Source organism: Brevundimonas sp. EU05-FHT14B07, assembly GCF_058790795.1.
Genome location: NZ_JBYTCZ010000003.1, coordinates 276378 through 297152, shown reverse-complemented (window position 1 = coordinate 297152; position 20775 = coordinate 276378). Strand labels below are relative to the sequence as shown.

Annotated in this window: 19 protein-coding genes; 12 read left to right on the top strand and 7 right to left on the bottom strand. The window is 66.9% G+C overall.

All coding sequences use genetic code 11. The features are described 5' to 3' along the window. Positions 1-85 precede the first annotated feature (85 nt). On the bottom strand, positions 86-1660 hold the full coding sequence (locus AC3WRC_RS09365; RefSeq protein WP_199059651.1) for an amino acid permease: 1575 nt from the start codon (positions 1658-1660) through the stop codon (positions 86-88). A gap of 145 nt (positions 1661-1805) precedes the next feature. On the opposite strand from AC3WRC_RS09365, the gene hrpB reads away from it, so the two are divergent. Both hrpB and AC3WRC_RS09355 read left to right on the top strand, forming a co-directional pair. Continuing rightward, on the top strand, positions 1806-4232 hold the full coding sequence (gene hrpB / locus AC3WRC_RS09360) for an ATP-dependent helicase HrpB (RefSeq protein WP_492303657.1): 2427 nt from the start codon (positions 1806-1808) through the stop codon (positions 4230-4232). Between the two features lie 56 nt (positions 4233-4288). Beyond that, positions 4289-5566 (top strand): MFS transporter, encoded by a 1278-nt coding sequence (locus tag AC3WRC_RS09355; protein WP_492303656.1) that lies wholly within the window; start codon positions 4289-4291, stop codon positions 5564-5566. On the opposite strand, the gene AC3WRC_RS09350 is transcribed toward AC3WRC_RS09355, so the two are convergent. From AC3WRC_RS09350 to AC3WRC_RS09340, 3 genes are read right to left on the bottom strand one after another with little or no spacing between them, the layout of a single operon-like run. Continuing rightward, positions 5563-6360 (bottom strand): TrmH family RNA methyltransferase, encoded by a 798-nt coding sequence (locus AC3WRC_RS09350; RefSeq protein WP_492303655.1) that lies wholly within the window; start codon positions 6358-6360, stop codon positions 5563-5565. The two genes, AC3WRC_RS09355 and AC3WRC_RS09350, sit on opposite strands and share 4 nt — an antisense overlap. After that, the gene (locus tag AC3WRC_RS09345; protein ID WP_492303654.1) at positions 6357-7268 is read right to left on the bottom strand and encodes an RsmD family RNA methyltransferase; all 912 of its coding nucleotides are present in this window, start codon (positions 7266-7268) and stop codon (positions 6357-6359) included. The genes AC3WRC_RS09350 and AC3WRC_RS09345 overlap by 4 nt, the downstream gene beginning before the upstream one ends. 18 nt (positions 7269-7286) lie before the next feature. Beyond that, entirely contained in the window at positions 7287-8603 is a 1317-nt protein-coding gene (locus AC3WRC_RS09340) for a glycosyltransferase family 2 protein (RefSeq protein WP_492303653.1), read from the bottom strand. A 204-nt stretch (positions 8604-8807) separates the two neighbouring features. On the opposite strand from AC3WRC_RS09340, the gene AC3WRC_RS09335 reads away from it, so the two are divergent. The 4 genes from AC3WRC_RS09335 to AC3WRC_RS09320 are packed head-to-tail and all read left to right on the top strand — an operon-like array spanning position 8808 to position 11972. Continuing rightward, on the top strand, positions 8808-9437 hold the full coding sequence (locus AC3WRC_RS09335) for a TetR/AcrR family transcriptional regulator (RefSeq protein ID WP_492303652.1): 630 nt from the start codon (positions 8808-8810) through the stop codon (positions 9435-9437). A gap of 17 nt (positions 9438-9454) precedes the next feature. After that, a complete protein-coding gene (locus AC3WRC_RS09330) occupies positions 9455-10234 on the top strand; it encodes an ABC transporter substrate-binding protein (protein WP_492303651.1) in 780 nt (259 codons plus the stop codon). Then, entirely contained in the window at positions 10231-11220 is a 990-nt protein-coding gene (locus tag AC3WRC_RS09325; protein WP_492303650.1) for a FecCD family ABC transporter permease, read from the top strand. The genes AC3WRC_RS09330 and AC3WRC_RS09325 overlap by 4 nt, the downstream gene beginning before the upstream one ends. After that, the gene (locus tag AC3WRC_RS09320) at positions 11217-11972 is read left to right on the top strand and encodes an ABC transporter ATP-binding protein (RefSeq protein WP_492303649.1); all 756 of its coding nucleotides are present in this window, start codon (positions 11217-11219) and stop codon (positions 11970-11972) included. Before AC3WRC_RS09325 ends, AC3WRC_RS09320 begins: the two co-directional genes overlap by 4 nt. On the opposite strand, the gene AC3WRC_RS09315 is transcribed toward AC3WRC_RS09320, so the two are convergent. After that, positions 11966-14026 carry a lytic transglycosylase domain-containing protein gene (locus tag AC3WRC_RS09315; RefSeq protein WP_492303648.1) on the bottom strand — a complete coding sequence of 687 codons (2061 nt, stop codon included), beginning with the start codon at positions 14024-14026 and terminating at the stop codon, positions 11966-11968. The genes AC3WRC_RS09320 and AC3WRC_RS09315 overlap by 7 nt on opposite strands. Positions 14027-14151: 125 nt before the next feature. On the opposite strand from AC3WRC_RS09315, the gene dapA reads away from it, so the two are divergent. Both dapA and smpB read left to right on the top strand, forming a co-directional pair. Next, a complete protein-coding gene (dapA, locus tag AC3WRC_RS09310; RefSeq protein WP_161639163.1) occupies positions 14152-15036 on the top strand; it encodes a 4-hydroxy-tetrahydrodipicolinate synthase in 885 nt (294 codons plus the stop codon). Beyond that, positions 15036-15509, top strand: a complete 474-nt coding sequence (gene smpB / locus AC3WRC_RS09305) for an SsrA-binding protein SmpB (protein WP_055809902.1) — start codon at positions 15036-15038, stop codon at positions 15507-15509. Before dapA ends, smpB begins: the two co-directional genes overlap by 1 nt. A gap of 3 nt (positions 15510-15512) precedes the next feature. On the opposite strand, the gene AC3WRC_RS09300 is transcribed toward smpB, so the two are convergent. Further along, positions 15513-16151, bottom strand: coding sequence for a uracil-DNA glycosylase (locus AC3WRC_RS09300; protein ID WP_165116810.1), 639 nt, complete (start codon positions 16149-16151; stop codon positions 15513-15515). After that, a complete protein-coding gene (locus AC3WRC_RS09295; RefSeq protein ID WP_017504890.1) occupies positions 16148-16684 on the bottom strand; it encodes a LabA-like NYN domain-containing protein in 537 nt (178 codons plus the stop codon). Before AC3WRC_RS09295 ends, AC3WRC_RS09300 begins: the two co-directional genes overlap by 4 nt. On the opposite strand from AC3WRC_RS09295, the gene folK reads away from it, so the two are divergent. The 4 genes from folK to AC3WRC_RS09275 all read left to right on the top strand — a co-directional run bounded on the left by folK (position 16683) and on the right by AC3WRC_RS09275 (position 20739). Continuing rightward, positions 16683-17246 (top strand): 2-amino-4-hydroxy-6-hydroxymethyldihydropteridine diphosphokinase, encoded by a 564-nt coding sequence (folK, locus tag AC3WRC_RS09290; RefSeq protein WP_492303647.1) that lies wholly within the window; start codon positions 16683-16685, stop codon positions 17244-17246. The two genes, AC3WRC_RS09295 and folK, sit on opposite strands and share 2 nt — an antisense overlap. Before the next feature lie 84 nt (positions 17247-17330). Then, entirely contained in the window at positions 17331-17690 is a 360-nt protein-coding gene (gene rpoZ / locus AC3WRC_RS09285; protein ID WP_017504892.1) for a DNA-directed RNA polymerase subunit omega, read from the top strand. A 134-nt stretch (positions 17691-17824) separates the two neighbouring features. Continuing rightward, positions 17825-19984: a RelA/SpoT family protein gene (locus tag AC3WRC_RS09280; RefSeq protein WP_082465025.1), complete on the top strand. Its 2160-nt coding sequence runs from the start codon at positions 17825-17827 to the stop codon at positions 19982-19984. Continuing rightward, positions 19981-20739: an LOG family protein gene (locus tag AC3WRC_RS09275; protein ID WP_492303646.1), complete on the top strand. Its 759-nt coding sequence runs from the start codon at positions 19981-19983 to the stop codon at positions 20737-20739. The genes AC3WRC_RS09280 and AC3WRC_RS09275 overlap by 4 nt, the downstream gene beginning before the upstream one ends. Positions 20740-20775 lie beyond the last annotated feature (36 nt).

The following is a 20775-nucleotide window of genomic DNA, read 5'->3' as shown; positions in this document are numbered from 1 at the left end:
TTTATTCTTGGCCTATCGCCCTTGCGGGCTACTTGAGGCCGATAGATGGGCCTGCCGCGATTGGTGCGACAGGCCCAGTTTGGTCTTAGCTGATTGGCGGCACGGGCGGCGGCGGAACGTCGCGGTCCGTTTCGTGAACCTCGACCAGACCGCGACCCAGGTGGCTCTTGCGGTAGCCATACAGGAAGTAGATCACCAGGCCGATGCCACCCCAGATCGGCAGCACCATCTTGGCGTCGTGCGGCAGGTTCCAGAACAGGAACGCGCAGCCAAACGCCGACAGGGGCGCGAACACCCAGATCAGCGGCGTACGGAACGGACGGCGGCGGTTCGGATCCTTGACCCGCAGCACTAGCACCGCGATCGACACCATGAAGAAGGCGAACAGGGTCCCCGAGTTCGAGATGTCGGCCAGCTGACCGACCGGGAACAGGGCGCCGGCGATGGCGACCGCGATGCCGGTGGCGGCGGTCACGATATAGGGCGTCTTCCACTTGGGATGGATCTTGGTCAGGCCTTCCGGCAGCAGACCGTCGCGCGCCATCACGAAGAAGATGCGGGTCTGACCGAAGATCATCATCAGGATGACCGACGGCAGGGCCAGCAGGGCGGCGGTGCCAAGGGCGTTGCCGATCTGGGGATGACCGACGACGCGCAGAACGTGAGCCAGGGCCTCGTTAGAGCAGACCAGCATTTCGGCGTTGGCGGGCAGGGCGCAGGCGGCGACGAAGGCGGGCGAGCCCGGCTGGACCGCTTCACCGGCGGCGCCCAGAACCGGCTGAGCGCCGATGGCGCCGGCGGCGCCGAGCGCGACCAGCAGATAGAAGACCGTACAGATGGCCAAAGAGCCGATCAGGCCGATGGGCACGTTGCGCTGCGGGTTCTTGGTCTCTTCGGCCGCCGTCGAAACAGCGTCGAAGCCGACATAGGCGAAGAAGATCGAGGCCGCGGCGCCGACGATGCCCATCCCCGAGTATTGTCCGAAGAGGCCATTGGGAGCGAACGGCGACAGGTTGGCCGACTTAATGACAGGCAGGGTGATGACGATGAAGACCGTCAGGGCGACGACCTTGATCGCCACCAGGATTGCATTGACCCGGGCCGATTCCGTGGTGCCGACCATCAGCAGAGCCGTCACCAGCAGGGCCACGACGATGGCGGGGATGTTGACGATCCCGGCCGAGAAGTCAGGCGTGGGGATGAAGCCGTTCATCGACCAGGTCGGCCCGGCGGATAGGAGGTCGGGGAAATCGAAGCCGAGCCCCTGTTCTATCAGCCCCAGCACATACCCCGACCAACCGACCGACACGGCCGAGGCGGCCACGGCGTATTCCAGGATCAGCGCCCAACCGACCGTCCAGGCCAGCAGTTCGCCCATCACGGCGTAGGTGTAGGTGTAGGCTGAGCCCGAAACCGGGGCCATCGACGCGAGTTCGGAGTAGCAGAGCGCTGCGACCGCGCAGACGGCGCCGGCAATGACGAAGCTGATCATCATGCCCGGTCCGGCCTTTTGGGCGGCCGAAGCGGTCAGGACGAAGATTCCGGTGCCGATGATGGCCCCGATCCCCAGAAGCGTTAGTTGAATAGGACCAAGCGACCGGTGAAGCGACTTCTTCTCGGCCGTGGCAAGGATCGCGTCGAGCGACTTAACGCGCCACATAAAATACCCCCACGTTTTGATGCAGCCCCTCGGCTGCTTGGGGCGGACGCTAGCGACGGATGAGGCGGCGCGCAACGCGCATGACGGGGTGGTTAAGGCGCGACGACGCTTTCGTGATCGCCTGTCGGCAGGCTAGAGGCGACGCATGCTGCCCATCCACGCCGTTCTTGAACCGCTGAAAGCCGCCCTGAGCGCGGGCAATACGGCCGTGCTGGCGGCGCCGCCGGGGGCGGGCAAGACGACGGTCGTGCCGCTGGCCCTGCTGGATCAGCCCTGGCTGGAGGGCAAGGTACTGGTGCTGGAGCCGCGACGCCTGGCCGCACGGGCGGCGGCCGACCGGATGGCGAAGACACTGGGGGAACAGGCCGGGGAGACGGTGGGCTATCGCACCCGGTTGCAGAGCCGGATCGGGCCGAACACACGCATCGAGGTGATCACCGAGGGCGTCTTCACGCGCATGATTCTGGACGATCCGGGTCTGGAGGACGTGGGCGCGGTCTTGTTCGACGAGTTTCACGAACGCAGTCTGGACGCAGACCTAGGACTGGCGCTGGCGAGAGAGACGCAAAAGCTGCTGCGTGAGAATCTGCGGCTGCTGGTCATGTCCGCGACGCTGGATGTGGTCGGGGTCTCGCGTCTGCTCGACGGCGCGCCGGTGATCGAGGCCGAGGGACGGGCTTGGCCGGTCGAGACCCGGTATCTTGGCCGCAATCCGTCCGAACGGTTCGAAGAGGCTGTGGCGCGCGCCTGCCTGACAGCGCTGGGCGAGGAGACGGGGTCCGCGCTTGTCTTCCTGCCGGGGCAGGGTGAAATCCATCGGGTGGCCAAGCTGGTGAATGAGCGACTGCGTCTGCCGAACGTCGATGTCGTGCCGCTGTACGGCGGACTGGACCGGGCCATACAGGACCGAGCCATCGAACCGGCGGCTGTGGGGCGGCGCAAGCTGGTGCTGGCGACCTCGGTCGCGGAAACCAGTCTGACCATCGAAGGCGTGCGGGTCGTGATAGACGGCGGCCTGGCGCGTGTGCCGCGATTCGAACCCTCCAGCGGCCTGACCCGGCTGGCGACGGTCAAGGTCAGCCGATCCTCCGCGGAACAGAGGCGCGGCCGGGCCGGGCGCACCGAGCCGGGCGTTTGCTACCGCTTGTGGGATGAGGAACAAACGCGCGGGCTCGTCCCGCATCAACGGCCGGAAATCCAAGAGGCGGATCTGACCGGACTGGCCCTAGACCTCGCGCGTTGGGGCGCGCGCTCGGTCGAGGGATTGGCCTTGCTGGACCCGCCGCCGGCTGGAGCCTTGGCCGAGGCGCGCAAGGTGCTGACACGGTTGGGGGCGCTGGGTGCCGATGGCGGACTGTCGAAACACGGGCTGCGCCTGACGAAGATCCCGCTGTCGCCGCGGCTGGCCCATATGGTGGCCGTGGCGTCCGACGCCGGCGATGCAATGACGGGCGCACGGATCGCGGCGGTGTTGAGCGAGCCGGGTCTGGGCGGATCGAGCGTCGATCTGGCGGATCGCCTGATCGGGCTGGAGCGCGATCGGACGCAGAGAACGCGCGATTCGATCAAGCTGGCGGAGCGCTGGGCGCGCGCGGCGGGCGGCGGATCGGGTCGGACGATCGATTCTGGACTGCTGCTGGCCGTGGCCTTTCCCGAGCGGATCGCAAGGGCGCGGGGCAAGGCGGGTGAATACCTTCTCGCCAGCGGGAGAGGGGCCGTGCTGGAGGCGACCGACCATTTGGCGCGTGAGCCTTGGTTGGCGATCGCCGATCTTGGCGGAGGCGATACGCGCGACCGGGTGCGACTGGCGGCGGCGCTGGAGGCGGACCGGATCGACAGCGATCTGGCGCGCCTGATCTCGACGGAGGACCGGTTGGCGCGCGAACCGTCGGGGCGGTCGGTGATCCGGCGCTTGCGGCGCATCGGGGCCATCATGCTGGACGAAAAGATTGTCGGCGCGCCGGATGCGAAGACCCTGACTGCCGCCCTTCGGACCGAGATCGAGGCGGATGGGCTGGGCGCGCTCAAATGGGGCGAGCAGGCGTCGGGACTGCGCGCGCGGCTGGCCTTCCTGCACGCGCGCGACCCAGCGTGGCCCGATGTGTCCGACGAGGCTCTGCTGGCGGCGCGTGAGGGCTGGCTGTGGCCGCTGCTGGAAGGGGCGAAGTCGCTGGAGGGGATAGCTGACGGTCGTCTGGCCGAGGCCCTGCGCGGACTGATCCCTTGGGACCTACAGCGCCGTCTGGACGAGCTGGCGCCCCCGCGTCTGGTCACGCCGCTAGGCTCGGCGGCCATTGACTATGCCGCCGAGGCCGGACCGCGCGTCGATATTCGGGTGCAGGAACTGTTCGGCGTGACGACGCATCCGACCGTCGGCGGCGTACCGTTGACCCTGGCCCTGTTGTCGCCGGCGCGGCGGCCGGTGCAAGTCACCAAAGACTTGCCGCGCTTCTGGTCGGGCTCGTGGGCGGCGGTGCGCGCGGAGATGCGCGGCCGTTATCCCCGTCATCCGTGGCCGGAAAATCCAGCCGAGGCGCAAGCGACGAACCGGGTCAAGCCGCGCGGCGCCTGATCGCCTTGACGCGGCGGCTGGGAAACGGGCATCGCTGGGACAACCGGGAGAAGAAGATGTCCGACGTCCTGCCGAAGAACTCCACCGGCCGCGTGCTGTTCGCAAGCCTGATCGGCACGACGATCGAGTTCTTCGACTTCTATATCTACGCCACGGCGGCCGTTCTGGTGTTCCCGACGCTGTTCTTTCCGGGCGAGGATCCGGGTACGGCGCTTCTGTCGTCGTTCGCGACCTTTTCCATCGCCTTCTTCGCGCGGCCCATCGGCGCCTTGGCCTTTGGGCATTTTGGGGACCGGGTGGGGCGCAAGGCGACGCTGGTCGCGGCGCTGATGACGATGGGCCTGTCGACCGTGGCGATCGGCCTGTTGCCGACGCACCAGCAGGTCGGCCTGCTGGCGCCCCTGCTCCTGGCCCTGTGCCGGTTCGGCCAGGGGCTGGGCCTGGGCGGCGAGTGGGGCGGGGCGGTGTTGCTGGCGACAGAGAACGCGCCGCCCGGAAAGAAGGCCTGGTTCGGCATGTTCCCCCAACTGGGCGCGCCCATCGGCTTCATCCTGTCCACCACATCCTTCATCGTTCTGACGTCGACGATGAGCGAGACCGCGTTCGAAGGCTGGGGATGGCGAATTCCGTTCCTGGCGAGCGCCGTGCTGGTGTTCGTCGGCCTGTGGGTGCGGCTGAAGATCACCGAGACGCCCGAGTTCCAGAAGGCGGTGGACCGTGACGAGCGCGTCAAGGCGCCGGCCGTCACCCTGTTCGCCCATCACAAGGCGGCGCTGGTTCTGGGGACGTTCAGCGGCGTGACGACCTTCACCCTCTTTTATCTGATGACCGTCTTCGCCCTCGGATGGGCGACGACAGGCATGGGATTGGCCCGGGCCGATGTGCTGCCCATCCAGTTGATCGGCGTGCTGTTCTTCGCCGCCTTCATCCCTGTGACGGCGTTGCTGGCGGATCGATATGGGCAGGTCAGGGTGCTGATCGCCTCGTCGGTTGGGATCGGCCTGTTCGGCTTTCTGTTCGCGCCACTGTTCGGAGGCGGCCTCAGCGGCCTTCTGATCTTCTTTGCGCTCGGGTTTGCCCTGATGGGCTGCACCTATGGCCCTATCGGCGCGGCCATGGCGCGGCCGTTCCCGACACCGGTGCGCTACACCGGCGCGTCGATGGCCTTCAATCTGGCGGGCATCCTGGGCGCATCGCTTGCGCCTTACATTGCGCTGAAGCTGGCCGAGCGATTCGGGCCGGGAGCCGTCGGCGGCTATCTGGCGATTTCTGCCCTGGTCACCATCGCGGCCCTGTGGGGCATGGGCCGCGTGGCGCCGGAGGAGAAGCGCTAGGCTTCATCCGTCGCGGCATAGACCATGATGCCGGTGGCGATGGCCAGATTCAGGCTGTCGGCGCGGCCACGCATCGGAATCTTGACGTTGACGTCGCAGGCGGCGGCCAGGTCGTCGGTCAGGCCGGCCTGTTCATTGCCCATCAGGATCAGCGACGGCTGTTGCATTACGGCCGAGCGGTGACTGACCTTGGCGTCCAGTCGGGTGCCGACGACGCTGCCGGGCCAGGTCTTGCGCCAGGTCAGGAAAGCCTCGGGCGTCGTCCTGGTGATCGAGACGGCGAAGACCGACCCCATGGTCGCGCGCACGGCTTCTACCGAATAGGGATCGACGCAGTCGCCGATCAGAATGACGCCGCCGCAACCGGCCGCATCCGCCGTGCGAATGATGGTGCCCAGATTGCCGGGATCGCGCACCTGTTCCAGCGCGACCCAGCAGGGGGCCGAGGCGGGGTTCAGGCTGTCGAGAGCCGCATAGGCCTGTTCGAACACGCCGAGCACAGTCTGCGGATTGTCCCGGCGGCTGATCTTTTCAAGGATGGCGTGGGTGACGACGATGATATCGCCGCCAGCCTTGAGAGTGGCGGCCTTGGCGCGGTCAAGCAACGGATGAGGACGGGCGTCATCGCCGACCAGCAGCATGCGGGGCGCACGGCCCAGGTCCAACGCCTCGCCGATGAACTTCAGCCCTTCGGCCAGGAAGGTGCCGGTCAGGTCGCGTTCCTTGCGCATATGCAGGGCGCGGACGCCCTTGACCGTGTCGTTGGTCAGGGAGGTGATGACGCGTTCGGTCATTGGCTCCACCGCGCGAAGAAGGACAAGCCGATTGCGCGGGCGTCCGGGCCGTCTTCGGACAGGGCCAGTTCGCCCCAGCCGATCCGGCCGCCGCGATCCTGGGTCGCCTCGACCATCAGATGCGCCAGGGACAGGCCGGACACACGGGCTGCATAGGCGTTCAGCAGCAGGAAGTCGGCATCGTCCGCCAGCAAGGCGGCGCAGTCCTTGAGCAGACCCGGCATGTCCTCAAACAGGCGCCAGATTTCCCCCGTGGGGCCGCGCCCGTATTTGGGCGGATCCAGAATGACGCCATCGTATTTTGAGTCGCGACGAACTTCGCGCGCGACATATTTGCGGGCGTCCTCGACAATCCACCGGATCGGATGCTGGGCCAGGCCCGACTGCTCGGCGTTCTCGCGGGCATAGGCGACCGACTTCTTGGACGCGTCGACGTGGGTGACTTCGGCGCCTGCGGCGGCCGCGGCCAGACTGGCGACGCCGGTATAGCCGAACAGGTTCAGGATCTTCGGCGCGCGGCCGGCTGAACGTGTGAAGTCCCGCACCCGTCCGTCCAGCCATTCCCAGTTGGCCGCCTGTTCAGGGAAGAAGGCGAGGTGGCGGAAGGGGGTGAAGCGGCCGGTGAACTTCACATCGCGCCATCTCAAAGGGAAGGCGTCGATGGGGCCGTGCTTGTCGAACCGCCAGCGACCGCTGTCTTCCTCTTCCTGCTGCGGATCGAACGTCGCTGTCGCGTTTTCGAAGGCTTTCGGATCGCGGGGTGACCAGAAACACTGCGGCTCGGGCCGAACGACGGTGTAACGGCCGTACCGCTCCAGCTTCTTGCCGTCGCCGCTGTCCAGCAGGGCATAGTCGGACCAGCCGGAGGTCACGAGGGTTTCGGGAGTTTTGGAAAGGACGGGCGCCATCGTCGGGCTGATAGGCGCTCAGGCCGCCTCGCGTCCAGCGTCCAGCGCCACGACCGTCAATTCCGGCATCTGATCGTCGCGATCATGCGGGGTTTTGTCCCAGACGTGCGGTTCGACCGCCAACCGCCAGGCTGCATGGACGAAGGCCAGGCTGAGCAACGCCCAATAGGCTGGCGCAGCCAGCACATCGCCCAGCCGATAATCGAGCCCGGCGCGTCGTGCTCCGACCGCACAGCTCATCCAGGCGGCGATGACGCCCAGCGCCAGCACGCCTAGCGAGCCTCCGGGCAGGGGCGGCAAGACGCCGGAAAGCGCCCAGACGGCGATGGCCAGAACCAGCCAGGCCAGCGTCGGGGCATGGGCGGCCGCCGACAGGATCGCCGCGCCCAAGGTCATGACCAGCGACAAGCTTCCGCGACGGCCCAGGGCGTTGGGACGCCGCGTATGCACGCCCCAGGTCTGCATATAGCCCTTCAGCCATCGGGTGCGCTGGGGCAGCCATCGGTCCATCGCGCCCGGCGGCGTCTCCCACGTCGGACTGTCGATGACGCCGAGCCTCCAGCCCATCGACCACAGCCGAAAGCCCAGGTCCGCGTCCTCGGTGACATTGTGCGCGTCCCAGCCGCCAGCTCCACGCAGCGCCGTCATGCGGATATGATTGCTGGTGCCGCCCAGCGGAAAGGGCAGGCCCAGCCGCGCCATGCCCGGCAAGGTCACTTCGAACAGGGCCGCATACTCAAAGGCGAACTGCCGATCTAAAAACCACGAGCCAGTCTTGCCGGATGCTCGGATACGCAGCGGCGCTTGAAGACAACCCAGCCGGGGCTGGGCGACGAAGCGGGCCGCCGCCTGACGGAGTTGTTGCGGATGCGGTCGATCCTCTGCGTCATAAATGGTGACCAGATCGCCTCGCGCGTGGCCCAAGGCGTAGTTCAAAGCACGCGGCTTGGTCTGGGGGCTGCCCGGCGGTGCGATCAGGATTTTCAGCCACGGCGGTTTGGGCGTCGCCTGGGCTGCGGCCAGTGTGACCTCATCATGCGCCTCCAGCACGATGAACGCCTCCAACCTGTGCGCCGGATAGTCGATCCGGCCGAGGTTGGCGATCAACTGCGAGGTCACAGCCGCCTCATCATAAAGCGCCGCCAGAATGGTGTAGCGCGGCCATTCGATCGGACGCGGAACAGGCGCGGGGCGTCGCAGGCTGGCGATACCGATGACGGCCTTCCACAGCGCGCACACGACGAACGCGGCTTGGAACAACACCAGGGCGACGGTGAGAGCGGTTTGGGGCCAGCGGATTAGCGCCACGGCGGATGTCAGCGTAAGCAGGATCAAGGTCGTGACCTGGAAACCGCTCGGCGTACGTCGTGAGGCGCCGTTTCGGCGGGGCCTGATCCCTGGATGCGCCCAATCCTTCACCGCATCCGCCCCCAAAGCGTCACAACCCCTAATCGCTATTTGAAACAACCTCGTTCTGCAAGTCGGTTGGCGTCCGGGACGGATTGTCGCTATTCAGGGCGCCTCACCCGGAGCAGCGGCTTGTCTGAACTTTCGAACGCCTCGCGCACGACCCGAAAGCCCAAGGGCGAAGGCCATTCGCGTAGGGGCGAAATCCTGGCCGCGGCCGAGCGCATCTTCGTCGAGCACGGCTATGAAGGCGCGACGATTCGCAAGATCGCGGACGAGGTCGGGCTGTCGTCGACGGCGCTCTACATGCATTTCCCGGACAAGGGCGCGATCCTGCAGGAAATCTGCCGTGACGCCTTTGCGCGGCTGATCGCATCCAATGCCGCCGTCGCCGATGAGGCCGCGCCGCCCGAGCAGCGGCTGCGGCGGATGATCGAGGGCTACATCGACTTTGGTTTCGCCCATCCCAACGCCTATCGCCTGATCTATCTGACAAGACCTGTCGAGGCGCGAGAGGGCGCCCAGGACGCGGCGCGCGAGCTCGGCTCCAGCCTGTTCACGACATTGGAAGCGACCGTCGGCGACGCCGTGACGGCCGGACGCATGAAAGGCGATCCCGCCACGATCGCGCAGGCGATCTGGGCTGCGGCGCACGGGATCGTGTCGCTCATGATCACAAAGCCCTACTTCCCGTGGTCCGATCGGCAGGCGCTGGTTCGCACGACTTTGGACGCCCTGTTCGCCGGTCTGATCGAACGATGAGGCGTGTCTGCGTCGCCTTGGCGGCTCTGGCGTTCAGCAGCAGTGTGGCTGAGGCGCGGCCCTTGCGGATCATGGCGCTGGATCAATGCGCGGATCAATATGTGCTGGCCTTGGCGCCGGACGCGGACCTCGCGCTGTCGCCCCGTGCCGACGATCCGGACGCCTGGCTGCGTCAGCAGGCGGTCGGTCACAAGCGTTTGCGTCCGACACTTGAGGCCGCCGTGGGTTTTCAGCCTGACGTCGTGGTGCGCTACTGGGGCGGCGAGCCGCGCCTGCTGTCCGCGCTGACGCAGCGCGGCGTCAAGGTGGTCACAATCGATGATGCGATTGATCTGGAGGGCGTACGACGGAATATCCGGACTGTGGCGCGGGATCTGGGACAGGCTGAGCGCGGACAGGCGTTAGAGCGACAGATGGACGGGAAGTTGGTCAAAGCGGCGCCGGTGAAGCACGAGGTTGAGGCGCCTGGTGCCGTCTATCTGACATCGGGGGGCTTCACTGCTGGGCCAGGCACGCTGATGGATGCGATGATGCGGGCGGCCGGATTTCGCAACCTGACGGCCGCTCCCGGTTTTGGCGCCCTCAGCGTCGAGCGAATCGCGATGAACCCGCCGATCCGATTTGTCCTCGGCTTTTTCGATCAGCTGCGTTCCGACCTGCGCGGACTGGGGCGGCATCCGGTTGTTACGCGGGCGGCCGAGGGCCGAACGGCGGCGCGCCTGCCTGCCGCGACCTTGACCTGCCCGGCCTGGTTCGCCGCCGACGCGGTTGAGATGATGGCCAAGGGGCGGCCGTGAGCAGAACGGTTCGGCTGTGCCTGGTCCTGACCGGTTTGATCTTCGCGGCGCTGGCTCTGGCGGTGCTGGCAGGCGAGACGGCGTTCAGCGTCGATCAGTACGCGGCTGCCTTCACCGATCCGACATCCGGTCCGGCCGAGGTGCTGTGGCAGGTGCGGGCGCCGCGCGCGGTCTGCGCCCTTGTCGTCGGCGCGGCCTTGGGTCTAGCGGGCGCGGTGATGCAGGGGCTGTTGCGCAATCCGCTAGCCGATCCCGGCGTACTGGGCGTGTCGGCGACGGCGGCCCTGGGCGCGGCGCTGGCGATCGTCCTTGGCGCTGCGGCTGTGCCGGGAATGGTCGAGCTTTCGGCATTGGCGGGCGCGGCGTTGGCGGGCGGACTGTTGATCGCGGCGTCCAGAGCCATGCGGGCCCCGGAGGCCCTGATCCTGTTCGGAGTGGCGGTGTCCAGTTTCGCAGGCGCGGCGACAGCCTTGATCTTCAACCTGTCGCCGTCGCCCATCGCCTCGGCCGAGGTTATGTCGTGGCTGCTGGGATCGGTGCAGAACCGAAGCTGGGTCGATGTGGCCTGGGTGACGCCGGCCGTCATCGTCGCGGGGGGCTTTGCTGCCTTGTCGGGCACAGGTCTGCGGATGCTGACCCTGGGCGACGAGGGTGCGGCGGCGTCGGGCTTGAATATGGGACGGTTGCGGGCCTTCGCCCTGATCGCGGCGGCCCTGGCAACAGGGGCGGCCGTGGCGGTGGCGGGCGTCATCGGGTTCGTCGGCCTGGCGGCGCCGCATCTGGTGCGCGCGGCGGTTAGCGGCGATGCGAAGCGAGTCCTGGCGCCCTCGGCGCTCGCCGGCGGGCTGATGCTGATCGTCGCGGACCTGTTGGCGCGACTGACGCCGACGGATCAGGAGCTTAAGCTGGGCGTGTTCACCGCCCTGATCGGCGCGCCCCTGTTCGCTCTGATCGCCTGGCGGGCGGCGCGGGAGTGGCGGCTGTGAGCCTGTTGTCGCTGGAGACGGTTCAGGCGCGGCTGGGCAAGGCCGTTGTGCTGGAGGGGGTGAGTCTGTCGGTCGCGGCGGGCGAGGTCGTGGCTCTTTGCGGGCCGAACGGGGCGGGCAAAAGCAGCGCCATTCGCGCGGCGGTCGGCCTGCTGACGGTCACCGGCGGTCAGGTCCGGCTGGGCGGGACGCAGATCACAGACCTGTCCCATCGTCAGCGCGCGGAACGGGCGGCCTATCTGCCGCAGGAGCGACGCATCGCCTGGAACCTGCCGGCCATCGAGGTCACGGCCCTGGGGGCGCCCTTCCTGTCGGGGGCCGAGGCCTTGGGGCGGGCCAGGGCGGCGCTGAATGAGATGGGCGCCGGTCATCTGGCGGATCGCGGCGTGGCGGAGATGTCGGGGGGAGAGCGGGCGCGGGTTCTGCTGGCGCGGGCCCTGGTGGTCGATGCCCCGCTGCTGCTGGCCGATGAACCGATTGCGGGGCTGGACCCGGATGCGCAGCGGCTTGTGCTCGAACGGTTGAGGGCGAGGGCCGACGGTGGGGCGGGGGTGTTGGTCAGCCTACATGACCTGACCTTGGCTGCCGCCGTGGCGGATCGCGTCGTGGTTCTGGATCAGGGCTGCGTAGTCGCTGACGCCCCACCGATCCAGGCGCTGTCGCCCGCCGTCCTGCGCCAGGTCTTCGGGCTGGACGGCGAGTGGATCGAGGGGCCGAACGGGCCGCTGCTGGCGGCCCGCCGGGCTCAGTAGGCGATATAGGGCCGCGCGCCGGCCGCCGATCCGCGCGAGATGTCGGCCGAGGGCGTCAGCGGCGCCGTGCCGCCGTTCAGGCGCGCCTTGTAGACCGCCATGTTTTCCATCACCCGCATCATATAGTTGCGCGTCTCGGTGAAGGGCGCGCACTCGATGAAGTCGATGGTCTTGATCGCATCGCCGCGCGGGTCGCCGCATCGGGCGATCCACTGGCTGGGGCGGGCCGGTCCAGCGTTGTAGCCAACCGTCGCCAGGAGCATGGAGCCGTTGTTCGCGGCCATCAGCTCGCCCAGGTGATAGCTGCCCAGGGTCATGTTGTAGTCGGGATCCCACAACTGCTCGGCGGAATAGCTCATGCCCAGACGGCGGGCGACGCCGGAGGCGGTGGACGGCAGGAACTGCATCATGCCGCGCGCGTCGGCGCCGGAGCGGGCGCGGGGATCGAAACTGGATTCCTGACGCGTGATCGCCTGGGTGAACTCCAGCGGTGCGGCGCCGGCGACCTGGGGCGGGACGCGGACGGGATACATCCGCTCGGGCATGACGAAGCCCCGCTGGCTGGCGGCGCGCCCCACCATCATGGCGGTGAAGCCTTCGCCATAGCCGCGCGACAGGTCCATCAGCAGGGCCAGGTCGTTGATGGTCGGCAGGTCATTGTCCAGCTGATAGGCGAAAACGCGCAGCAGGCTCATCTCGCCGGTCTCGCCCAGAATCCGCGTGGCGCGGACGATCTCATTGCCTTCGAAGCGGGCGATGTCCGCCTGTGAAGGCACAGGTTCCCCCGGCAGCTGAAGGGTGGTCAAGCCCACCTTCTCGGCCGCTAGCTGACCGTAGAAGGTCTGCCAATGCTGGGCGCCGTTGCGATAGTAGGCGAGGGCGGCGTCGCGTTCGCCGCGCGCCTCGGCGGCGCGACCCAGCCAATAGTAGGCGCGGCCCTGAGTGATCGGCGTGGATGAGGCGGTGCGCAGAGCCTCGAAATGGCGGGCGGCGACCTCGGGCTGGTTCAGCTTGGTCAGGGCGACCCAGCCGGCGAAGAACTCGGCGTCCACCATCCGGTCGCCCGAGGTGAAGCCGTGACCGTTCATGGCGTCATAGGCCGCGCGCCAGTTGCCCTGTTGCAGGGCGTCGAGGAAGTAGTTGCGGCGCTCGCTCCACAGGGTGTTGTCGCCGGTCGTGTGGCCTGGCGCCGGCGGAAGATTGGCCAGCAAGGCGAAGCCTTCGGACTGCCGGTTCTGCGATCGCAGGAGGCGAACGCGTTCCAGAACGACGGCCGGATCGGCCGCCTGGGTCGGCGTCAGATTGGCGATGACGGCGTCAGGGCTATAGGCCGAGCGCAGGGTCATGACCGTGTTGGCGATGGCGGCGCGATCAGGCGAGACCAGATTGATCATGCTGCGTGTCGCCGGTCCGTGCGGACCGAGCAACAGCATATTCAGCCGCACCTCGTGATCGGCGGGCGTCAGCCAGGAACCCCATTGGCCGAGGATACGCGACTGCGGCGCGTCGTCGAACGAGCGGGTGCGCCACCAGTCGCGGACCAGGGCGCGCGCCTCATCCTGGCGGCCGCGCTGCTGCAGCGCAGAGGCGTAGGCGATGGCCCCCTCGACCGTCGTCGGCTTGCCGTCGGACATCAGGGCCAGGGCGGCGTCCGCGCCCATGCCGGAGCGGTCCAGCACCTTTTCGGCGGCGGCGCGTCTTGATTCGCCGCGCGGCCATCCCGCCAGATCGGACTGACCGCGCGCGAGGTCCGAGTAGGACAGCTGCTCGCCCGAGGTGTCGATCAGCGCCCATTCGACCAGCTTGCGAGCCGAGGCGTCCCTGATCTGCGACATAGCGGACTGGGCGCCGAACACATCGCGCGCACGGGCCGCCGCCAGCCCCTGACGAAACAGCGCCGTGTCCTGATCATTCAGCACGCGGCCCTGATAGGTCGCCGAATATCCGGGCACGGACGAGGACGCCGAGGCATAGGGCACAGGCTGGGTGGGCAGGACGTCCTGCGGGTTCGGCGCAAGGACGGCGAGGGCCGCCGCCAGACTGGTCGCGATCATGATCTGTCCTGTTCCCATTCAATCCCGGTTGCGGCGGAGCCGCTGGCGACCTAACGTCCCGCGCTCATTGCAAAGGCGATGAACATCCGTCCATCGTCACTCCCCACGCAGGCCAGCTTAGTCTCATGAACGCCCCCTTGTTCAAGGGCGTGATCACCGCCCTGATCACACCACTTCGTGACGGAAACGTGGACGAAGCCGCATTCGCCAAACTGCTCGAGCGTCAGATCGCCGCAGGGGTTCACGGCGTCGTCCCGATGGGCACGACGGGCGAGGGCGCCAGCATGGACCTGGATGAGCACAAGCACGTCATCGAGCTGTGCGTGCGTCTGACGGCCGGGCGCGTCGCCGTCATTGCGGGCACCGGATCGCCCTATACCAAGGAAGCCATCGACCTGACCCGCCACGCCAAGACGGTGGGCGCGGATGGGGCTTTGATCGTCACGCCCTATTACATTCGCCCGTCCCAGGCGGGCATGGCGGCGCATTTCGAAGCGGTGGCCGACGCCGTGCAGTTGCCGATCCTGCTGTACAATGTGCCGGGCCGGACGGGGTCCGATCTGTCCAATGAGACGGTGGCGCGGCTGGCGGCCCACCCCAACATCGTCGGCATCAAGGACGCCACGGGCGACATGAGCCGCGTCAGCTGGATGCGAGCGAACATCGATGGCCAGTTCGACCTCATCTCGGGCGACGACCCCAGCTATCTCGGCTACCACGCCCATGGCGGCGTCGGCCTAATCTCGGTGGCGTCCAATGTCGCGCCGGAGGCCATGGTCGCCTTGCACAATGCGATGACTGCCGGAGATTATGCGACAGCACGCGACTGGCAGGACCGACTGATTAGTTTGTGCAAGGCGCTGTTCCTGGACAACTCGCCCGCGCCGACGAAATACGCCCTGGCCAAGCTCGGCTTATGCAACGAGGAGGCGCGTCTGCCGCTGTCGCCGACCTCCGATGCGGTCAAACCCTTTATCGACCGCGCCATGGCGGCGGCGGGCGTCATCTGATGGCGCCCAAGCCGCAATCGAAGTCCAAGGTCATCGCCGAAAACCGACGCGCGCGGTTCGACTATTTCCTGGAAGACAATATCGAGGCCGGGATTCAGCTGTTGGGCACCGAGATCAAGGCGCTGCGCGACGGCCGGGCCAATATCGCCGAAAGCTATGCGGCGGTGGAGGGGCGCGAGATTGTGCTGATCAACGCCGATATTCCGCCATACAAACAGGCAAATCGCTTCAACCACGAACCGCGCCGACCGCGTAAGCTGCTGCTCCACAGAAAGCAGATCGACAAGCTGATGGGGGCGGTCCAGCGCGACGGCCAGACGATCATTCCGCTGAAGCTCTATCTGAACGATGCAGGCAAGGCGAAGCTGGAGATCGCGCTGGCCAAGGGCAAGAAGCTGCACGACAAGCGCGAGGCTTCGGCCGAACGCGACTGGCAGCGCGACAAGGCCCGCCTGATGCGCGACAAGGGCTGAGGCTCAGGCCTCGATCAGGGTTCGGGCGCGCGCGAAGATGTCCTCGAACATCTGCGGCGTCAGGCGACCGGTGTTCGTGTTCAACCGGGAGCAGTGATAGCTGTTCAGAATGACGTATCCGCCGGCTTCGCCCTGCGCCCCGTGACCCGCCGGCATCGCTGACGCAGGCCGCCCGAAGGCTTTCAGTATATTGCGGCGCGAGACGTCGCCCAGGGTCACGATCACCTTCAGATTCGGCAGCAGTTTGAGCCGGTCGATCAGGAAGGGACGGCAGGTCGTCTCCTCGATCGGCAGAGGCTTGTTCCCGGGCGGGGCGCATCGGACCGCATTGGTGATCATGCAGTCCGTCAGCGTCAGGTCATCGTCGCCGTTGGGATCGTAATGGCCGTGCGCAAAGCCGGCCTTCTTCAGGGTGTCGTACAGCAGCCAGCCGGCGTGATCGCCGGTGAAGGGACGTCCCGTCCGGTTGGCGCCGGTACGGCCGGGTGCGAGGCCGGCGATTAGCAGACGCGCGTTCGGATCGCCGAACGAGGCGGCCGGCCCGTTCCACCAGTCTGGATTTTGACGCGCATTCTCCTGACGATAGGCGACCAGGCGCGGGCACAATGGGCAGTCGCGGGGCGGTTCGGGCGTCAGGGTCATTGGGCGGCCTTCGGGCGGCCGAAGTCGGCCATCAGATCGTTCAGGTCCAGGAAGGCGTCGGCCTGACGACGCAGTTCGTCAGCGATATGCGGCGGCTGGGTCTTCTGGGTCGAGATGACAGTCACCCGCACGCCCCTGGCCTGGATCGCCTGAACCACCCGCCGGAAGTCGCCATCGCCGGAGAACAGCACCGCATGGTCGATGTGCGGAGCCAGCTCCAGCATGTCCACCGCGATCTCGATGTCCATATTGCCCTTGATCCGGCTGTGGCCGCTGTTGTCCGTGAACCGCTTCACCGGCTTGGTGACGACCGAAAAGCCGTTGTAGTCGAGCCAGTCCACCAACGGCTTCACCGGCGAGAATTCTTCGCCCTCGACCACGGCCGTATAGTAGTATGCGCGGGTCAGGATGGACCTCTCGCGGAACCAGTCCAGCATCCGCCGGAAGTCCATGTCGTGCTGCAGGGCGCGGGCGGCGGAGTAGAGGTTCGAGCCGTCGATAAAGATCGCCAACCGGTCGGTGGGATGAAACATGGTCGAAGCCGTCGAAAGAGATAAAAAATCGGATCGCGCGGTCGCCGTCGGAATCGATGACGGGTTCGACCTGAATGATGCAGTCATCGTGGCCCTGGGCTGCAATGACAAGGGGGCATGGTCGTCCTGCACCGAAGCGCTGGAGGCGGCGATCGCGCGTTTTCGCAGCGAAGGGATTGATGTCGTCGCACGCTCGTCGTGGTGGTCGTCTCAGGCCTGGCCCGATCCGCACGATCCAGCCTTTCTCAATGGCGTGGTCATCGTCCGCACTGAACACGATCCCCATGCCCTGATGGCGGCGCTCGGCCGGATCGAGGACGCGTTCGGCCGCGAGCGGTCGGTTCGCAATGCGCCGCGGACGCTAGATCTGGACCTGATCGCCTACGGACGATCGAGCGGTGATCTTCGGGGATTGATCCTGCCCCATCCCCGCGCGGCCGAGCGGCGGTTCGTCATGGGCCCCATCGCCGAGATCGCGCCGGCATGGACGCATCCGCATGGCGGGGCCGCGAGCGATCTGGCCGCTTGCGCCCCCGTCGGCGTCGACGCCCGCCCGACCTGACGCCCAACTTCCGCCCCTGTGGCGTTGCAAAAAGCCGTCCTCATCTGTATTTGACGCGGTTCTCCCCCGCGTTCGAGGAATTTCATGGCCCGCGTCACCGTCGAAGACTGCATCGAGAAGGTTCCGAACCGCTTTGGTCTGGTGCTGATGGCTGGCCACCGCGCCCGCAGCATCGCCAACGGCGCCGCCCTGACGATCGACCGCGACAACGACAAGAACCCTGTCGTCGCCCTGCGCGAGATCGCCGACGACACTGTCGTGCCGGACGAACTGCGCGAAACCATCATCACCACGCTGCAACGCGTCGATGAGCGAACGGAAGCCGAGGATGAGGCCGAAACGGTCGCTCTGCTGGCCTCGCCGCAGCACATGAACATGGCCGAGGCGGAACTGATCCGCGCCCTGCAAAGCGACCGCGACGGCGGTCAGGAGGAGCGGTACTGACGCCCGAGGGAGCCCCTGGCGTCACTATCCTGCCGGCGCGGACCGAAACGGTTCCGCCGGCGCCTCAAGCTGCAAACAAAAACGACCCTCAGACGGCGCTCGTCGATCCGGCGCCGCAGCCCAAGCGTGCGCCGATCCTGCGCCAGTTCGAGCTGATCGAGGCGGTCAAGGCCTACGACCCTACCGCCGACGAAGCGCTTCTCAACCGCGCCTACGTCTATGCGATGAAGATGCACGGTTCGCAGTTGCGAGCCTCGGGCGATCCCTATTTCGCCCACCCGATTCAGGTCGCGGGCATACTGACCGACTACAAGCTCGACACCGCCACCATCGTCACCGCCCTGTTGCATGACGTGGTCGAGGACACTTCGGCGACGCGCGACGACATCGCCGGCATGTTCGGTGAAGAGGTCGCGGTCCTGGTCGAGGGCGTGACCAAGCTGTCGCGGCTGGAGCTTCAGGCCGAACACACGCGCCAGGCCGAGAACCTGCGCAAGTTCATCCTGGCCATCAGCCGTGACGTGCGGGTGTTGCTGGTCAAGCTGGCCGACCGTCTGCACAACATGCGGACGCTCCAGTTCGTGAAGCCGGAGAAGCGCGAGCGGATCAGCCGCGAAACGCTGGAAGTCTATGCGCCCCTGGGCCGGTCAATCGGAATCCACTCGATCGCGTCCGAGCTGGAAGAACTGGCCTTCACCCATCTGAACCCAACGGCCAAGACCGCCATCGAGCGGCGGCTGGAGGCGTTGAAGCTGGAGCACGGTCGCGCCATCGACGGTGTAGCGAGCGAGGTTGAGCGCGTCCTGTCCGAGGCGGGCCTGAAGGCCAATGTCTATGGCCGGCAAAAGACGCCCTATTCGATCTGGCGCAAACTTCAGCGCAAGTCCGTCGGCTTTTCGTCCCTGTCGGACATTTATGGCTTCCGCGTCATCGTTGAGGCGGAGGACGACTGCTATCGCGCGCTGGGTGTGATCCACCGCGAATGGCCGATGGTGCCCGAGCGGTTCAAGGACTTCATCTCGACGCCCAAGTCGAACAACTATCGCTCGCTGCACACGACCGTCGTCGGCCCCCGGGGTCTGCGGATCGAGATGCAGATCCGCACCGAGGACATGGACCGGATCGCCGAGGACGGCGTCGCCGCCCACTGGCGCTACAAGAACCATTCCTACGGCTTCGACCGCGAGGCGATGGAGCAGGGCGGCGGGCGCGACCCGCTTCAGAACCTGCGCCACCTGGTTCAGGTGATCGAGCACGGCGAGGGCGGCGAGGACTGGGTCGAGCACGCCAAACTTGAAATGTATCTGGACCAAGTCTTCGTCTTCACGCCGAAGGGGCAACTGGTGACCCTGCCGCGCGGGGGAATGCCTCTGGACTTCGCCTATGCCGTCCACACCGAGGTCGGAGACACGGCCGTAGGGGTCAAGGTCAATGGCGAGTTGAAGCCCATGCGGACGCCGCTCCAAAACGGCGACGTGGTCGAGATCATTCGGGGCTCCAAGCGCGAAGTGCCTGCCGACTGGCGCAGCCTGACGGTGACGGGCCGCGCGCGCTCGGCCATTCGCCGCCATATCCGCACCTCCGAGCGCGAAGAGTTCATCAAGCTGGGCCGCGTCGCGCTGGATCAGACCCTGGGCCGGGTCGACAAGACCCTGACCGACGTGTCGCTGAAGCCGGTTCTGGAGCTGCTGGCGGTCGCGAGCGACGACGATCTGTTCGAAGGCCTGGGTCGCGGGCGGTTGTCGCCGACGACGGCGGCCGAAATCCTGTTCCCCGCGCTGAAGGGACGGCTGAAGGCCGGGCCGGAGAAGCAGCGCATCGAGGGCGACAAGGCGCGGCTGTTCGTGCGCGGCGGGGGGCTGACGCCCGGCGTGTCGGTTCATTTCGGCCAATGCTGCACGCCCGTGCCGGGCGACCGGATCGTGGGCATTCTGGAGCCGGAATCCGGCCTGACCGTCCACACCATCGATTGCCAGACCCTGGCCGCCTTCGCCGATGACGATTCGGTATGGCACGACCTGCAATGGACGCCTCAGGCCGAGACGGATGCGGTCGCCGCCGCCCGTATTCGCGCGACGATCCGAAATGCGCCGGGCGTGCTGGGTCAGGTCACGACCCTGATCGGCGAGGCCGGCGGCAACATCATCAACCTGTCGATGGCGCACCGTCAGCAGGACTTCTTCGACGTGGACGTGGATGTCGAGGTCGAAGACGCCAAGCATGCCACCATGATCATGGCGGCGTTGCGCGCCAATCCGTCGGTCGATTCCGTCGAGCGCGCGCGGGGCGAATGAGCGACCCGATAAAGCCGAACGCGGCGCAGATGGCCTCGCCGTCCTATCGCATGGCGGCGATGGATCAGGACTTCCTGCTGGGCGATTCGATGCGCGGCGTGCGGTTCCTGATGGAATACGCCAAGCCTGAGGAGGCGTTGAGGGCCTGGGGCGTGCGCTCGACCCTCGTCGTCTTCGGCAGCGCGCGCATCCGCGAAGGGCACCGTTGGTATGAAGAGGCCCGCGCCTTTGGTCGATTGGCGTCCGAGCGCGGCGGAGCGCTGCGCGGTCGAGTTGGCGAACCCCGCGACAATGTCATCGCCACCGGCGGCGGCCCGGGCATCATGGAAGCCGCCAACCGCGGGGCCGTCGACGCGGGCGCGCCGTCCGTCGGTTTCAACATCACCCTGCCGCATGAGCAGGAGCCGAACGCCTATTCGACGCCGGAGCTGACGTTCCGCTTCCACTATTTCGCGATGCGGAAGATGCATCTGGCGATGCGCGCCAATGCGTTGGTGGTGTTTCCCGGCGGCTTCGGAACCTTCGACGAGATGTTCGAGATGCTGACCTTGCGCCAGACGAAGAAGGCGCCGCCGGTTCCGGTCGTTCTGGTGGACAAGGCCTACTGGACCTCGGTCATCGGTTTCGACGCCTTGGTCGAGCATGGGATGATCGCCGCGTCCGACCTGGACCTGATCGGTTTCGGCGAGGACGCGGAGGGCGTCTGGGCTGAACTGCTCGCGCGCGGGCTGCGGCCGAACGAAAACATCGAATGAAGCGTCGCCGCAGGGTTCATCCGCGCGCGATCCGGG

Coding starts and splice junctions, on each gene's coding strand:
- smpB (WP_055809902.1), top strand. CDS start 15,036: ATGGCGCCCAAGCCGCAATCGAAGTCCAAGGTCATCGCCGAAAACCGA.
- AC3WRC_RS09365 (WP_199059651.1), bottom strand. CDS start 1,660: ATGTGGCGCGTTAAGTCGCTCGACGCGATCCTTGCCACGGCCGAGAAG.
- AC3WRC_RS09350 (WP_492303655.1), bottom strand. CDS start 6,360: ATGACCGAACGCGTCATCACCTCCCTGACCAACGACACGGTCAAGGGC.
- AC3WRC_RS09355 (WP_492303656.1), top strand. CDS start 4,289: ATGTCCGACGTCCTGCCGAAGAACTCCACCGGCCGCGTGCTGTTCGCA.
- AC3WRC_RS09345 (WP_492303654.1), bottom strand. CDS start 7,268: ATGGCGCCCGTCCTTTCCAAAACTCCCGAAACCCTCGTGACCTCCGGC.
- AC3WRC_RS09275 (WP_492303646.1), top strand. CDS start 19,981: ATGAGCGACCCGATAAAGCCGAACGCGGCGCAGATGGCCTCGCCGTCC.
- rpoZ (WP_017504892.1), top strand. CDS start 17,331: ATGGCCCGCGTCACCGTCGAAGACTGCATCGAGAAGGTTCCGAACCGC.
- dapA (WP_161639163.1), top strand. CDS start 14,152: ATGAACGCCCCCTTGTTCAAGGGCGTGATCACCGCCCTGATCACACCA.
- hrpB (WP_492303657.1), top strand. CDS start 1,806: ATGCTGCCCATCCACGCCGTTCTTGAACCGCTGAAAGCCGCCCTGAGC.
- AC3WRC_RS09315 (WP_492303648.1), bottom strand. CDS start 14,026: ATGATCGCGACCAGTCTGGCGGCGGCCCTCGCCGTCCTTGCGCCGAAC.
- AC3WRC_RS09300 (WP_165116810.1), bottom strand. CDS start 16,151: ATGACCCTGACGCCCGAACCGCCCCGCGACTGCCCATTGTGCCCGCGC.
- folK (WP_492303647.1), top strand. CDS start 16,683: ATGGTCGAAGCCGTCGAAAGAGATAAAAAATCGGATCGCGCGGTCGCC.
- AC3WRC_RS09295 (WP_017504890.1), bottom strand. CDS start 16,684: ATGTTTCATCCCACCGACCGGTTGGCGATCTTTATCGACGGCTCGAAC.